A 14,592-nucleotide genomic window follows, 5' to 3' on the forward strand; every position below is an offset into this window, starting at 1 on the left:
CCTCGCGGGCAAAACTATTCAGACAGCCCGCTGCCAGACTGTCACGTGTTCGGTTGCCCGCTCACCCCTTGCCCCTGGGTTTTTATTCTTCAACGAGCCAACAACCAGGGCCCAGGACCGCGTACGAACCTGAGCCATCAATCTTTCTTATTCGGCGGTAACCACGCTGGGCTGCCCTAGGTTGGCCAGGCGCACGCTGTTCTGTACTTGCGCCACTTCACCAGGCGTTCCGATCGGCCCCATGCGCACACGGTGCAGGGTCTGCTGGTTACGCACGATGGAGCTGATGAACACCGGCGCATTGACCATGCTGCTCAGCTTGGACCTTAACAGTTCTGCCGCATCCGGGTTGGCGAATGCACCCACTTGCAGGTACTGACCGCCCACGGTAGAGGCGCCCGGTGCTGCGTGAGGCACGACCACCGTGTCCGGGGCGTGCTGCGCCGGCGGTGGTGTCCACTGCTCGATCTTGCCGGTTGAGGCGGTCACTTGTGGCTGCGGAGTTTGCGGTTCGTTGAGCATCAACGGCGCCGGTTTGCCACGCTGGGCCCAGTACTGCGCCGGGTCGATGCCTTCAACTTTCACGCGCGCGGTGCCCGTTTCGGCATAACCGAGTTTCTTTGCGGCGGCGTAGGACAGGTCGATGATCCGGTCCGAATAGAACGGCCCACGGTCGTTGACCCGCAGGATCACCGTGCGGTTGTTGTCCAGGTTGGTCACCCGTACGTAGCTGGGCAGTGGCAGGGTCTTGTGGGCCGCGCTCATGCCGTACAGGTCATACACTTCGCCGTTGGCGGTGTTCTGGCCATGGAATTTGGTGCCGTACCAGGACGCGGTGCCCGACTGCACGTAGGTCTTGGATTCCTGCAGCGGGAAGTAATTCTTGCCCAGCACGGTGTACGGGTTGGCCTTGTACGGCCCGGTGTGCAGGGTCGGCGTGGCATCCGGGATTTTCGACACGTCGACATCCCACCACGGCGCGCCGTCTTTGTGCGCGCGGTTGATGTCCAGGCCCGGCTGGGCACGGACGGTACCGCCACCCGACTTTTGCGCAGGCGCACGGCTGGTGGTGGAGGAACAACTGACAACCAACAAGGACAATGCGGCAAACGCCACCAGCTTGAGCGGTTTATTGAACGGCGATGCCCGCATTACTTGTTGCCCCGTGCTTGTACCAGCATGTCTGACAGCTGATGCACGGCCATGGCGTACATCACACTGCGGTTATAACGCGTGATTGCGTAAAAATTCTTCAGGCCCATCCAGTATTCCGGGCCATTTTCGCCTTCCAGGCGGAACGCCGTCACCGGCATATCATCGCGTGGCGCATTCTGACTCGACCAGCCCAGCGCTCGCAACTCCCCGACGGTCTTGACCGGCTCGATTCCCTGGGTCAGGCCTTCATCGGCGCGATCCCCCGTCACGTCGGCACGGATTACCACCGGTTCACCGGCTACCCAGCCATGGCGTTTGAAGTAGCTGGCCGCGCTGCCGATGGCGTCGTCGGGGTTGCTCCAGATATTGATGTGGCCGTCGCCGTCGAAATCCACCGCGTAAGCGCGAAAGCTGCTCGGCATGAACTGCGGCAAGCCCATCGCACCGGCGTAGGAGCCTTTGAGGGTCAGCGGGTCGACCTGCTCTTCGCGGGCCAGCAACAGGAATTCGCGCAGCTCCTTGCGGAAGAACTCGGCGCGCGGCGGGTAATCGAAGCCCAGGGTCGACAAGGCGTCGATCACCCGGTAACTGCCGGTATTGCGCCCGTAAAAGGTTTCAATGCCGATGATCGCCACGATAACTTGGGCCGGCACGCCGTATTCCTGCTCGGCGCGAGCCAGCACGGCTTCGTGCTGGCGCCAGAAGTCCACACCCCGGGCCACACGGGCGTCGGTGAGGAACATCGGGCCGTAGTCTTTCCACTGTTTAACGCGCTCGGCGGGACGCGAGATCGCGTCGAGGATCGCCTGCTTGCGCTTGGCTTCGCGGAACACGCCCATTAGCTGTTCACCGGCGAAACCATAGTCGCGGGTCATTTCACCGACAAATTCGGCGACCTGGGGTGAGCCATCATAGTCACCGGCCTGCGCCTCTTGCGTCGCGCCCAGCAGCCCAATCAGGCTCATCCAGGACGCATGCCGAGTCGCCCAGCCGCGCATTACTTGCATTGACATCTTCACCTTATTCAAACCTGCGCGATCCACTTGCGATGCGTGTGAATCGACATCAAAACCCCAAACGCTGACATCAATGTCACCAGCGAAGTTCCGCCGTAGCTAATGAACGGCAACGGCACCCCAACTACCGGCAACAGGCCACTGACCATACCGATGTTGACGAAAACGTAAACAAAAAAAGTCATGGTCAGGCTGCCGGCGAGCAATTTGCCGAACAGCGTCTGCGCCTGCGCGGTGATCACCAGCCCGCGACCAATCAATAGCAAATAAATCAGCAACAGCGCGCAAATGCCCACCAGGCCGAACTCTTCGCCCATTACCGCAATAATGAAGTCGGTGTGGCTCTCGGGTAAAAAGTCGAGGTGCGACTGGGTGCCCAGTAACCAACCCTTACCAAATACTCCGCCGGAACCGATGGCCGCTTTGGACTGAATGATGTTCCAGCCGGTGCCCAATGGGTCACTCTCCGGGTCGAGGAACGTCAGGATCCGCTGCTTCTGGTAGTCGTGCATAAAGAAGAACCACATGGCCACGGCCACGGGAATGGCAGCGGCCAGCACGCTAAGGATCCAGCGCCAGCGCAAGCCGCCCATAAACAGCACGAACGCACCGCCTGCGAGAATCAGCAGCGAAGTGCCGAGGTCCGGCTGGCGTACGATCAGGATAAACGGCACGCCGATCAGGATCAGGCTAATGCCCACGTGCTTGAGCTGCGGCGGCAAGGTGCGCTTGGACAAATACCAGGCGATGGTCGCCGGCATCAGGATCTTCATGAATTCCGACGGTTGGAAGCGAATCACCCCCGGGATGTTGATCCAGCGGGTCGCGCCCATGGCGTTGTGGCCCATCACGTCCACCACCACCAGCAGCAATACGCCGGCGACATACCCCAGCGGCACCCAGCGCGCCATGAAGCGCGGCTCGAGTTGGGCGATCACCACCATCGACAAGAGGCCCAGGCCGAACGACGAGGCTTGCTTGATCAGCAGGTCCCAGTTCTTGCCGCTGGCCGAATACAGCACGAACAGGCTGCCGGCGGCCAAGGTCAGCAGCAGGATCAGCAATGGGCCATCAATGTGTATGCGCTGCAACAACGTCGCACGTCGACGCATCACATCCTCACTGGAGAGGATGCGGTCAAAATTACTCTTCACGGGCCGTAACCTCGGTGCTTGAAGGGGGGCCACCATATTCGGATTTAAGCCTGCCGTCGTCGGCCAACAGCCAGGCGTCCATGATCTGGCGCACCACAGGCGCAGCCACGCCGGAGCCGGACTCACCGTTCTCGACCATCACTGCCACGACGATTTTCGGATCGTCTGCCGGGGCAAAACCGACAAACAAGGCGTGGTCGCGGTGGCGCTCCTGAACCTTGGAACGGTCGTATTTTTCGCCCTGTTTGATCGCAACCACTTGGGCGGTGCCGCTTTTGCCGGCAATGCGGTATTGCGCACCCGCCGCCGCTTTACGCGCGGTGCCGCGGGCGCCGTGCATCACTTGCTGCATGCCGTGGTTAACCTTGGTCCAGTCGGACGGGTCGCGCAGTACGATGTCGGGGATCGGGTTTTCATCCACTGGCCGCTCGCCTTCGACGGTCTTGGCCAGGTGCGGACGGTTCCAGATGCCTTTGTTGGCCACCAGCGCCGTGGCCTGGGCCAGTTGCAGCGGCGTGGCCTGCATATAGCCCTGGCCAATGCCGAGGATCAGGGTTTCGCCTGGGAACCACGCCTGGCGGCGGGTCGCGCGCTTCCACTCCCGCGATGGCATCAAGCCAGGGGATTCTTCGAACATGTCCAGGGAGACTTTCTGACCGAGGCCGAACTTGCCCATGTAGGCAGACAGCCGGTCGATCCCCAGCTTGTGGGCCAGGTCATAAAAATAGGTGTCGTTGGAGCGCATGATCGCGGTGTCCAGGTCGACATAGCCGTCACCGGTGCGGTTCCAGTTACGGTATTTGTGATCGTAGTTGGGCAGCATGTAGTAGCCCGGGTCGAACACACGGCTCGATGCGGTGACCACACCCGAATCCAAACCGGCAATCGCCACCGCCGGCTTGATGGTCGAACCCGGCGGGTACAACCCGCGCAGCACGCGGTTAAACAGCGGCCGGTCGATGGAATCACGCAGCTCAGCGTAGGCCTTGAAGCTGATCCCGGTCACGAACAGGTTGGGGTCGAAACTCGGCTGGCTGACCATCGCCAGCACTTCGCCGGTTTTCGGGTCCAGCGCTACCACGGCGCCACGCCGACCGCCGAGGGCCATTTCAGCCGCCTCCTGCAGTTTGATGTCCAGGCTCAGCACGATGTCCTTGCCCGGCACCGGGTCGGTGCGCTTGAGCACCCGCAGCACGCGGCCTCGGGCGTTGGTCTCGACTTCCTCGTAACCCACCTGGCCGTGCAGTTCGGGCTCGTAGAAACGCTCGATGCCGGTTTTGCCAATGTGGTGGGTGCCGCTGTAATTCACCGGATCGAGGCTTTTCAGCTCTTTCTCGTTGATCCGCCCCATGTAGCCGACGGAGTGGGCAAAGTGCGGCCCTTGCGGGTAATGCCGCACCAACTGCGCCACCACTTCCACACCCGGCAAACGGAACTGGTTCACCGCGATTCGGGCGATCTGCTCTTCGGTCAGCTCAAACAGGATCGGCACCGGCTCAAATGGCCGGCGCCCCTGCTTCATGCGCTTTTCGAAGATCACCCGGTCTTCCGGCGTCAACTGCAGCACTTCGACGATCACATCGAGGATCTGCTGCCAGTCGCCGGAACGCTCGCGCGTCATGCTCAAGCTGAAGCTGGGCCGGTTATCCGCGACGACCACGCCATTGCGGTCGAAAATCAGCCCACGGGTCGGCGGAATCGGCTGCACATGCACCCGGTTATTTTCCGACAACGTGGAGTGATAGTCGTACTGGATCACCTGCAGGAAATACAGGCGCGCAATCAGCACCGCAATCAAACCCACCACCAGAAAAGCGCCAAAAATGACCCGCGAGCGCACCAGACGTGCGTCTTTCTCGTGGTCCTTGATGCGGATCGGCTGGGTCATCGGGAGGGGCGCAGATTATTTGTGGTAAGGGTGCCCGGACAGAACTGTCCAGGCGCGATACAGCTGTTCACCGATCAGAATCCTTACCAACGGGTGCGGCAGCGTCAGCGCCGACAATGACCAGCGCTGGTCCGCCCGCGCACAAACTTCCGGCGCCAGCCCTTCGGGGCCGCCGACCATGAAGTTGACCGTACGCGAATCCAGGCGCCAGCGATCCAGTTCCACCGCCAACTGCTCGGTGCTCCAGGGTTTGCCGTGCACCTCAAGGGTGACGATGCGCTCGTTGGGGCCGACCTTGGCCAGCATGGCTTCGCCTTCCTGCCGGATAAAGCGCGCCACGTCGGCGTTCTTGCCCCGGGTGTTGAGCGGTATTTCCACCAATTCCAGCGACAGCTCAGCGGGCAGACGCTTGGCATACTCGTGCCAGCCTTCTTCCACCCACTTGGGCATGCGTGAACCGACAGCGATCAGACGCAGGCGCACAGCCGTTCCTTATTCCTGGTCTTTGTTGAGCTTGTCGAAGTGCGCGTGGCCCACTTCAGGGCTGTGGTGCTTGCCATCAGCAGCACGGCTCTGCTCGGCGCCTTTCCACAGACGCTCCAGGTCGTAGAACTGACGAGCGTTGGAGGTCATCATGTGAACGATCACGTCGTCCATGTCCAGCAGCACCCAGTCGCTGTCGCCCTTGCCTTCTTCACCCAGCGGCTTCACGCCTTGGGCTTTGACGGCTTCGCGAACCTTGTCCAGCATCGCGCCGATCTGGCGGTTAGAGGTACCGGTGGCGATGATCATGAAGTCGGTGATGCTTTGCTTGTCGCGCACGTCCAGCACTTGGATGTCCTGGGCCTTAACGTCTTCCAGGGCAGCCACGGCGACTTTTACCAGCTCTTCGCCAGCCAGCTCAGGGCCGGTGTGCGCTACAACTGGCAGCGGGGCGCTTTTGAAAGTGCCTTTGCGCTTAACTTTACTTACGTCTTTGTTGGTCATATAAAACTCGTTTTGCTCGTATGTTCGGGGCGCTCGCTGCACGACTGTGCGTAGCGACAAGCGCGCCTTTTAGTTCGACGCACGGTAAAGCCCGTGCGCATCGATGTAGGCCAGGACCGCGTCAGGCACCAGGAAACGTACCGACTTCCCGCTGGCCAGCAGTTGACGGATCTGGGTGGCAGACACCGCAAGCGGGGTCTGCCAGACGAATGCAATATTCCCGTTCGGCCCGGTCAGGGCCAAGGGGTCACTTACCGACCGCGCGGCCAGCAGGTTGCGCAAGGCATCCGGCGGTTCGCTGTCGGCATCCGGGCGTTGCAAAACCAGGATGTGGCAGTGCTGGAGGAGTTCCTCCCAGCGATGCCAAGAGGGCAGGCCGCAAAATGCGTCCCAGCCCAAAAGCAGAAACAATTGGTCGTCCGCGGCCATTTCAGCGCGCATCACTTCCAGGGTATCGACAGTGTAGGACGGTTTATCACGCTTGAGTTCGTGGTCGTCCACCACCAGCGGCGCGATGCCGTCCACCGCCAGGCGCACCATTTCCAGGCGTTGCTGCGCTGACACCTGCGGCGTGTCGCGATGCGGCGGCCGCGCGTTGGGCATCACACGCAGCTCATCCAGCGCGAGAGCATCCGCCACTTCCAGGGCACTGCGCAAATGGCCGATGTGCACGGGGTCGAAGGTGCCGCCGAGCAGCCCGATGCGTTTAGCCATCAAGTGCGCACATGACCGTCGCCGAACACCACGTACTTCTCGCTGGTCAGGCCTTCAAGGCCAACCGGGCCGCGTGCGTGGAGCTTGTCGGTGGAGATGCCGATCTCCGCCCCCAGGCCATACTCAAAGCCGTCGGCAAAGCGCGTCGAGGCGTTGACCATCACCGAAGCGGAATCCACTTCGTTGAGGAAACGCCGGGCATCGCTGAAATGCTCGGAAACAATGGCGTCGGTGTGCTTGGAGCCGTACTTGTTGATGTGTTCGATGGCCTGGTCCAGGTCGTCGACGATGCGGATCGACAGGATCGGCGCCGTGTACTCGGTGTACCAGTCTTCTTCAGTCGCCTCGATCACGTCCGCGCCCAGCAGCGCACGGGTGCGTTCGCAACCGCGCAGCTCCACGCCCTTGTCACGGTAGATGGCAGCCAGCGGCGGCAGCACGCGATCGGCAATGCCGACGTGCACCAGCAGGGTTTCCATGGTGTTGCACGGGGCGTAGCGGTGAGTCTTGGCGTTATCGGCGATGCGGATTGCTTTGTCGATGTCGGCGGCGACGTCGATGAACACGTGGCACACGCCGTCCAGGTGCTTGATCACCGGCACCTTGGCATCGCGGCTGACGCGCTCGATCAGGCTCTTACCACCGCGCGGCACGATCACGTCGACAAATTCCGGCATGGTGATCAGCGCGCCAACGGCGGCGCGGTCGGTGGTTTCCACCACTTGCACCACTTCAGCCGGCAACTCGGCCACGGCCAGGCCTTGCTGAATGCAGGCGGCAATCGCGCGGTTGGAATTAATCGCCTCGGAACCGCCACGCAGGATGGTGGCGTTGCCAGACTTGAGGCACAGGCTCGCAGCGTCGATGGTCACGTTCGGGCGCGACTCATAAATGATACCGATCACGCCCAGGGGCACGCGCATCTTGCCAACCTGGATGCCGGACGGCAGGTAACGCATATCGCGGATTTCACCGATGGGGTCAGGCAGCTTGGCCACCTGACGCAGGCCTTCGATCATGTCGTCGATACGTGCCGGGGTCAGCGCCAAGCGGTCCAGCAGAGCCGGTTCCAGGCCATTGGCGCGACCGCTGGCCAAGTCCAGTTCATTGGCAGCGGCCAGCTCGGAGCGCGAAGCATCCAGAGCATCAGCGGCCGCCAGCAGGGCACGGTTCTTCTGCGCAGTGCTCGCGCGGGCGATCAACCGCGAGGCCTGACGGGCAGCGCGACCCAGGCGGGTCATGTAGTCAAGAACGGACTCAGTCATGGTCGGGGAGTCTTGGCAAAGAGGAAAGCGGCAGATTATAGCTGTGACGCCGCCCGACTGACAGCGGTGTGGGGCGGATGGTCGAAATGAACTGTAAAAACTTGGGGTTCAGCGGTAATTAAGGCGGGAGTTGTTATTATTCGGTCACATTTAGCCGTATTAACCCAGATCGCCATGTCCAGTTTTGCCCCCCAGCTTCCCGCCAGCGCCCTGCCCGACCGCTTCTTCGACCGCGACGCGCAAGTTCTTGCGCGGGAATTACTCGGGAAAGTCATACGCCATCGTGTCGGCAATACCTGGCTTTCAGCGCGAATTATTGAAACCGAAGCCTATTACGTGGCCGAAAAAGGCAGCCACGCCTCACTCGGCTACACAGAAAAGCGTAAGGCTTTGTTTCTGGATGGTGGGCATATCTATATGTACTACGCCCGTGGCGGCGATTCGCTGAACTTCAGCGCGCAAGGCCCGGGTAATGCCGTGTTGATCAAATCAGCCTATCCCTGGGTCGATGAAACCTCCGGCCCGGACAGTCTGGCGCAGATGCTGTTGAACAATCCGGACGCCAACGGCCACCCGCGCCCCTCGCAAAAACTCTGCGCCGGCCAGACACTGCTGTGTAAAGCCCTCGGGCTGAAAGTGCCGATGTGGGACGCCAAGCGCTTTGATCAGGAATTGCTCTACGTTGAAGACGTGGGTCAGACGCCGACGCAGATCATCCAGACTACCCGCCTAGGCATTCCCAGCGGTCGCGATGAACATTTGATGTACCGCTTCGTCGATGCGGGCTATGCGCCTTATTGCACCAGGAACCCGCTGCGCCGGGGCCAGGTCGAAGGCCGCGATTATTTTTTGATTTGAACAGACTGATAATTGAAACCTGCAGCCCAGCAATTCCAATGTGGGAGCTGGCTTGCCTGCTCCCACAGTTGATCTTCACTGTCTCAGGTTTCGTATTACATACATGGAGTGGATTGTATGGGCCAATGGCTCGATAGCATTACCGGCTGGCTGACCCTGAACCCCGAATGGCTGGCCGTCGCGGTCTTCATTGTCGCGTGCGTGGAGTGCCTGGCCATCGCCGGGTTGATCGTGCCAGGCACGGTGTTGCTGTTTGCCATTGCCGCACTGGCCGGCAGCGGGGCGCTGCCCTTGAGTGAAACCCTGCTGCTGGGTTTCCTCGGTGGCCTGTTGGGTGACGGAGTTTCCTACTACCTGGGACGGCATTTCCATCAGAACATCCGGCGCCTGCCCGGCTTGCGCCACCACCCTGAATGGATGAATGGCGCAGAAACCTACTTCCATAAGTACGGCATCGCCAGCCTGCTGGTAGGACGCTTCATCGGCCCGTTGCGCCCCATGCTGCCGATGGTCGCCGGCATGTGCGACATGCCCTTCCCACGCTTTGCCGCCGTGAGCATCCTGGCGGCAGCCGGTTGGTCGGTGGCTTATCTGCTGCCAGGCTGGGCGGCCGACGCTGCGTTCCGCCTGCCGCTGCCAGAAGGTTTTTGGCCGGAAGCCGGCATTGTCGCAGCCTGTTTGGCGATATTGCTGGGGCTGAGTTTGAACAGCAGCCTGCGCGGCCATCGTCGCGCCACCTTGTGGATCGGCTGCGCCAGCCTGACGCTGTTGATCGCGCTGTTTATCGGCTACCCGCACCTCAATGACTTCGATCAGGGCCTGAGCGCACTGGTGCAGGAACACCGCAGCCCGTGGCTGGACGAGGTGATGGTGCGGATCACCCAGTTGGGCGAGTTCAAGAAGATGTTTGTGGCCAGCGCTATCTTCACCGGCCTGTTGCTGCTGGCGCGGCAGTGGCGCCACGCGGTATTCGTCGGCGCCACGCTGGCCGGGGCGGCGGTGATCAACACCGGCACCAAGCTGTTTTTCGCGCGTGGCCGCCCCGAAATCCTTACAGACCCGCTGACCAGTTTCAGCATGCCCAGCGGCCACGCCTCCGGCGCATTTGCATTCTTCCTGGCGCTGGCCGTGCTGGCCGGTCGCGGGCAACCCACACGGTTGCGCCTGACCTGGATGCTGATGGGCTGTATTCCTGCGGCCTTTATTGCACTGTCGCGGGTTTACCTCGGCGCGCATTGGCCGACGGACATCCTGGCCGGCACGCTGCTGGCGATGACGGTGTGCGCGTTCAGCCTGACCGTCATCCAGTACCAAAGCCCGCTGCCGGCCATGGCGCAGAAAACCTGGTGGCTGCTGCTGCCGGCACTGGTGGCGGTGTTGAGCTTTATCGCCCTCACCGGCACACCCCACGCGCTGCTGCGCTACGCCTACTGAGTGAAGAGTTCGCCCTGCAATTCGTCGAGCAACATCTGGATCGCATCCAGGCGTTGCTGCGGGTCATCGAGTTGCAGCAGGTCGATCTTGTCGGCCTCGGTGAACGGCAGCAGATACGCCAGCTGATTGCCCAAGGCTTGCTGGCCCTCGGCGTGGGCGTCCATATCAAGCGAGGCAACCATCGGGTGTTCGGCCAAGGCCTGGAGCAACGCCAGCAGGTCGGCGTCCTCTTCTTCCAGCGGTTGGTCCGGCAGCTCTTCGAGCCACTGCACTTCAGCCACCAGCAGTTGGTCCTTTTGCACCCCGGCGTCACGCACGCGAAAGCGCCGCCCGCCTTCAACGCGAATCCCCAGCAGGCCGTTGTCTTGCTGTTTGAAGTCGCGAATCAGCGCCTCACAGCCGACCAGCGCGTAGCCGTCGGGGGCCATGCCCACTTCCCTGCCATCGAGAATGCACACCACGCCGAAGCTTTCGCCCTTTTTCATGCAGCGGCTGATCATGTCCAGGTAGCGCGCCTCGAACAGTTGCAAATCGAGGGTGCAACCGGGGAACAGCACGGTATTGAGCGGGAACAGCGCCAGACTCATAAAGGTTTCCTTAAACCCGGTTTAAACAATCACCGACACGGCCAGCGGCAGGAACACCGCCGTGGCCACGCCCATCAGACTCATGGCCAGCGCCGCAAAGGCGCCGCACTCTTCACTTTCCTGCAGCGCCACCGAGGTGCCGACGGCGTGGGCGGTCATGCCCAGGGCCATGCCGCGCGCCGCGGGGCTGTGCACGCCAAGGCGTGACAAATACGCCGGGCCGATCATCGCGCCGACCACGCCGGTGATCAACACAAACACCGCCGCCAGGGCCGCCACACCACCGATCTGCTCGGCCACCAGCATGGCAATCGGCGAGGTTACCGACTTGGGCGCCATGGTCATCAGCATCATGTGTTCGGCACCAAACCACCAGCCCAGCAGCACACACAGGCCGGTTGCCAACACGCCACCTATCACCAGCGTAGTAAAAATCGGCCAGAACAATTGGCGAATCCGCCGCAAATTCAGGAACAGCGGCACAGCCAGGGCCACGGTCGCGGGGCCGAGCAAGATGCCCATGATCTCGGTGCTCTTGCGGTACTCGGCGTAGGTCAGGCCGCAGCTGAGCAACACACCGATCACCAGCAGCATGGACACCAGCACCGGTTGTAGGAAGATCCAGCGGGTTTTCTCGAATGCCGCCAGCACCAGCTGATAGGCGCCGAGGGTAATGCCGATGCCAAACAGGGGGTGATGAATGACGGCTGTCCATGCGCCCTGCCAGTCGAAGGTCATTGGTCCTTCTCCTTGCGCTTGACCATCTGCTGCATCAGCACGCCAACAAAGCCCATGGCGATCACCAGCGACAACACGAGTGCGCCGACGATGGCCCAGAAGTCTGCGGCAATGTCCTTGGCATACACCATCACGCCCACGGCTGGCGGCACTAGCAGCAACGGCAAATAGCGCAACAGGCTGCTGGCGGCCAGGCTCAGGGGCTCGCCGACTTCGCCGCGCCAGATCAGGAAGCCCAGCATCAGCAGCAAGCCGATGATAGGTCCCGGCAGCACCGGCAACAGCAAATGGTTGATCGCGGTACCGATCAATTGAAACAGCACCAGCCATGTCAGGCCACGTAACAGCATCCCTTATCCCCCTCAAAACTCGCCCGTATTATAAGCACGCCGGCTCTATGCTTCGGCATTCGCCAAAAGCATGGTGGGTTGACCGGGTGAGTTGCCCATGATGATCTAACATGGACTTCGCACACCTATAAAAACGATGAACCAAGGAGAGTCGCAATGCCCTATGTACCTGTAGCGCAGCTCAAAGATTATGTCGGCAAGGAACTGGGACGTTCCGAATGGCTCACCATCGACCAGGCGCGTATTAACCTGTTCGCAGAGGCAACCGGCGATCATCAGTTCATCCACGTCGACCCGGTCAAGGCCGCCAAGACGCCGTTCGGCAGCACCATCGCCCATGGTTTCTTGTCGCTGTCGCTGATGCCCAAGCTGATGGAAGACATCCTGATCATGCCCGAGGGCCTGAAGATGGCGGTCAACTACGGCCTGGACAGCGTGCGCTTCATCCAGCCGGTCAAAGTCGACTCTAAGGTCCGCCTGAACGTGACCCTGACCGACGTCACCGAGAAGAAACCTGGCCAATGGCTATTTAAGGCCACCGCCACCCTGGAAATCGAAGGCCAGGAAAAACCCGCTTACATCGCCGAGTCGCTGTCACTCTGCTTCGTGTAAGGCCTTGCCTGTGGCGAGGTGATAAACCTTGCCACAGTGTATGTAAATTTATGTATGAATCCTGCGGCTGCGGCATACTCGGCGCTCAATTATCCGGATCCCGCTATGCGCCCACTCGCTCCCCTTGCCCTTGCCCTGTTGCTCACCGCTTGCGGAGACGGCGAATCGCTGTTGCCGCCCGATGCGCGCCTGCCCGATGGCGGCCGTTACCGGGGCGATGTGGTCAATGGTTTGCTGCAAGGCCAGGGCCGAGTGGACTACCCCAACGGCAGTTGGTACGCCGGCCAGTTCGACAAAGGCCAGTGGCACGGCCAGGGCGAATGGCACGGCAGCAACGGCGAGGTCTATAAAGGCCAGTTCCAGCAAGGCCTGTTCGACGGCCAGGGCAGCCTGACTACCCCGGGCAGCAGCTACGTCGGCGGCTTCAAAAACGGTCGACGCAACGGCGAAGGCACCCTCAAAGAGGGGCAGATGACCTATCGCGGCGAATTCAAGGACGACCAGTATTCCGGCCTCGGCCGCCTCGAGTTAGCCGACGGCAGCCAATACCAGGGCCAATTCGCCCACGGCAAGCCGAATGGCGAAGGCCAGCGCAACGACGACAGCGGCAACCAGTTCAGTGGCCACTTTGTCGATGGCCAACTCGAAGGCAACGGCACCTTCAACAGCGCCGACGGCGATATCTATGTCGGCCAGTTCAAACAAAACCAGCTCAACGGCAAAGGCCGCTATGAAAACGCCGACGGCGACGTGTGGATCGGTCAATTCAAGGAGGGCGCGCTCAGCGGCAAAGGCGAGCTGATCGGCGTCGACGGCAGCCACTATGTCGGCCAGTTCAGCGAATGGCGCTTCACGGGCGAAGGCCGCCTGAACCTCACCGATGGCAGCTTCTACATCGGCGGCTTCGACAGCGACAGCTATCAAGGCAAAGGCACCCTCGTACTGACCGATGGCACCGTAGAGGCCGGCACCTGGGTCAATGGCATGCGTGTGCGCGACGCCGACGGCAAGCTACTGCCCGACCCGCTGGAGATCGGCGTACTGGCCCAAGGCCGCTTGCTGGATGCCGCCCTCGCCGCGGTGCCCGCCTCCACGCCCGCCGTCGAGCTGTACACCCTGGCGGTGGCCGGTGATGGCAAGCAAAGCGTGTTCCTGCGCGAAGCCGATTACGTCAGCAACATGCTCGCCACCCGCTTTGGTGCGCGCGGGCAAATCCGCCTGGTCAACCACCGCGACCATATCGCCGACCGCCCTCTGGCCACCCGCGAAAGCCTGCGCCGTGCCGTGCTAACCCTGGCCGAGCGCACGGGGCCGCAAGACCTGGTGTTTATCTACATGACCAGCCACGGCACCCACGAACACGAACTGGTGCTCGACCAACCGCGCATGGAGCTGGCCGACCTGCCCGCCGATGAGCTGGCGGCGGTACTCGCCCCGTTGAAAAACCGCGACAAGATCATCGTGATTTCGGCCTGCTACTCCGGCGGGTTTATCCCGGCGCTGAAAGATGAGCGCACGCTGATCATGACCGCCTCGCGCGCTGATCGCGTGTCCTTCGGCTGCTCCGAGGAAGCGGACTTCACCTACTTCGGCGACGCTCTTTTCGCACAAGCCTTCAACCAGACTGACGATTTGCAACAAGCCTTCAAATTGGCCCAACTGCATGTCGCTGAACGCGAACAGGCGGATAACTTCGAAGCGTCCGAACCGCAGATCTGGGCCCCCAAAGGCGTGATCGCCCATTGGCAGTTATTACGTAAACAGCAGGCACGAAAGGCGCTCGAAAGCGTCTCAATGAATAGCAAGGAAGCCAAAGGCAACTAAGCTGTAACGT

At 61.5% G+C, this 14,592-nt stretch carries 15 protein-coding genes; 4 read left to right on the forward strand and 11 right to left on the reverse strand.

Features of this window, described 5'->3' with window-relative positions:
- Positions 1 to 147 precede the first annotated feature (147 nt).
- From ACI77I_RS10600 to ACI77I_RS10635, 8 genes are all read right to left on the reverse strand, one after another.
- Positions 148 to 1,152, reverse strand: coding sequence for a septal ring lytic transglycosylase RlpA family protein (locus ACI77I_RS10600; protein ID WP_094951250.1), 1,005 nt, complete (start codon positions 1,150 to 1,152; stop codon positions 148 to 150).
- Positions 1,152 to 2,162: a lytic murein transglycosylase B gene (gene mltB / locus ACI77I_RS10605; RefSeq protein ID WP_242156133.1), complete on the reverse strand. Its 1,011-nt coding sequence runs from the start codon at positions 2,160 to 2,162 to the stop codon at positions 1,152 to 1,154. Before mltB ends, ACI77I_RS10600 begins: the two co-directional genes overlap by 1 nt.
- 17 nt (positions 2,163 to 2,179) lie before the next feature.
- Complete coding sequence (rodA, locus tag ACI77I_RS10610) at positions 2,180 to 3,283, reverse strand: rod shape-determining protein RodA (protein ID WP_176462941.1); 1,104 nt, start codon at positions 3,281 to 3,283, stop codon at positions 2,180 to 2,182.
- Positions 3,284 to 3,314: 31 nt separating this feature from the next.
- Positions 3,315 to 5,213 carry a penicillin-binding protein 2 gene (gene mrdA / locus ACI77I_RS10615; protein ID WP_094951247.1) on the reverse strand — a complete coding sequence of 633 codons (1,899 nt, stop codon included), beginning with the start codon at positions 5,211 to 5,213 and terminating at the stop codon, positions 3,315 to 3,317.
- Between the two features lie 15 nt (positions 5,214 to 5,228).
- Complete coding sequence (gene rlmH / locus ACI77I_RS10620) at positions 5,229 to 5,696, reverse strand: 23S rRNA (pseudouridine(1915)-N(3))-methyltransferase RlmH (RefSeq protein ID WP_003176297.1); 468 nt, start codon at positions 5,694 to 5,696, stop codon at positions 5,229 to 5,231.
- Positions 5,697 to 5,705: 9 nt separating this feature from the next.
- A complete protein-coding gene (rsfS, locus tag ACI77I_RS10625) occupies positions 5,706 to 6,200 on the reverse strand; it encodes a ribosome silencing factor (RefSeq protein WP_094951246.1) in 495 nt (164 codons plus the stop codon).
- A gap of 69 nt (positions 6,201 to 6,269) precedes the next feature.
- The gene (gene nadD, locus ACI77I_RS10630) at positions 6,270 to 6,914 is read right to left on the reverse strand and encodes a nicotinate-nucleotide adenylyltransferase (protein ID WP_094951245.1); all 645 of its coding nucleotides are present in this window, start codon (positions 6,912 to 6,914) and stop codon (positions 6,270 to 6,272) included.
- Positions 6,914 to 8,179 carry a glutamate-5-semialdehyde dehydrogenase gene (locus tag ACI77I_RS10635; protein WP_094951244.1) on the reverse strand — a complete coding sequence of 422 codons (1,266 nt, stop codon included), beginning with the start codon at positions 8,177 to 8,179 and terminating at the stop codon, positions 6,914 to 6,916. The genes nadD and ACI77I_RS10635 overlap by 1 nt, the downstream gene beginning before the upstream one ends.
- Before the next feature lie 174 nt (positions 8,180 to 8,353).
- Between ACI77I_RS10635 and ACI77I_RS10640 the strand changes: the two genes are divergently transcribed.
- Both ACI77I_RS10640 and ACI77I_RS10645 read left to right on the forward strand, forming a co-directional pair.
- Positions 8,354 to 9,037 carry a DNA-3-methyladenine glycosylase gene (locus ACI77I_RS10640; RefSeq protein WP_263274044.1) on the forward strand — a complete coding sequence of 228 codons (684 nt, stop codon included), beginning with the start codon at positions 8,354 to 8,356 and terminating at the stop codon, positions 9,035 to 9,037.
- Between the two features lie 117 nt (positions 9,038 to 9,154).
- The gene (locus ACI77I_RS10645) at positions 9,155 to 10,471 is read left to right on the forward strand and encodes a bifunctional DedA family/phosphatase PAP2 family protein (RefSeq protein ID WP_406997456.1); all 1,317 of its coding nucleotides are present in this window, start codon (positions 9,155 to 9,157) and stop codon (positions 10,469 to 10,471) included.
- On the opposite strand, the gene ACI77I_RS10650 is transcribed toward ACI77I_RS10645, so the two are convergent.
- The 3 genes from ACI77I_RS10650 to ACI77I_RS10660 are packed head-to-tail and all read right to left on the reverse strand — an operon-like array spanning position 10,465 to position 12,146.
- Positions 10,465 to 11,058, reverse strand: coding sequence for an LON peptidase substrate-binding domain-containing protein (locus ACI77I_RS10650; RefSeq protein WP_094951241.1), 594 nt, complete (start codon positions 11,056 to 11,058; stop codon positions 10,465 to 10,467). The two genes, ACI77I_RS10645 and ACI77I_RS10650, sit on opposite strands and share 7 nt — an antisense overlap.
- Positions 11,059 to 11,079: 21 nt before the next feature.
- The gene (locus ACI77I_RS10655; RefSeq protein ID WP_094951240.1) at positions 11,080 to 11,796 is read right to left on the reverse strand and encodes an LrgB family protein; all 717 of its coding nucleotides are present in this window, start codon (positions 11,794 to 11,796) and stop codon (positions 11,080 to 11,082) included.
- Positions 11,793 to 12,146 (reverse strand): CidA/LrgA family protein, encoded by a 354-nt coding sequence (locus ACI77I_RS10660; protein WP_094951239.1) that lies wholly within the window; start codon positions 12,144 to 12,146, stop codon positions 11,793 to 11,795. The genes ACI77I_RS10655 and ACI77I_RS10660 overlap by 4 nt, the downstream gene beginning before the upstream one ends.
- Positions 12,147 to 12,302: 156 nt before the next feature.
- Here ACI77I_RS10660 and ACI77I_RS10665 point away from each other — a divergent pair, with 156 nt between their 5' ends.
- Complete coding sequence (locus tag ACI77I_RS10665) at positions 12,303 to 12,758, forward strand: MaoC family dehydratase (protein WP_034117724.1); 456 nt, start codon at positions 12,303 to 12,305, stop codon at positions 12,756 to 12,758.
- A gap of 105 nt (positions 12,759 to 12,863) precedes the next feature.
- Positions 12,864 to 14,582: a C13 family peptidase gene (locus ACI77I_RS10670; RefSeq protein WP_263274047.1), complete on the forward strand. Its 1,719-nt coding sequence runs from the start codon at positions 12,864 to 12,866 to the stop codon at positions 14,580 to 14,582.
- Positions 14,583 to 14,592 lie beyond the last annotated feature (10 nt).

It is taken from the genome of Pseudomonas sp. D47 (assembly GCF_045447305.1).
Taxonomy (GTDB): domain Bacteria; phylum Pseudomonadota; class Gammaproteobacteria; order Pseudomonadales; family Pseudomonadaceae; genus Aquipseudomonas.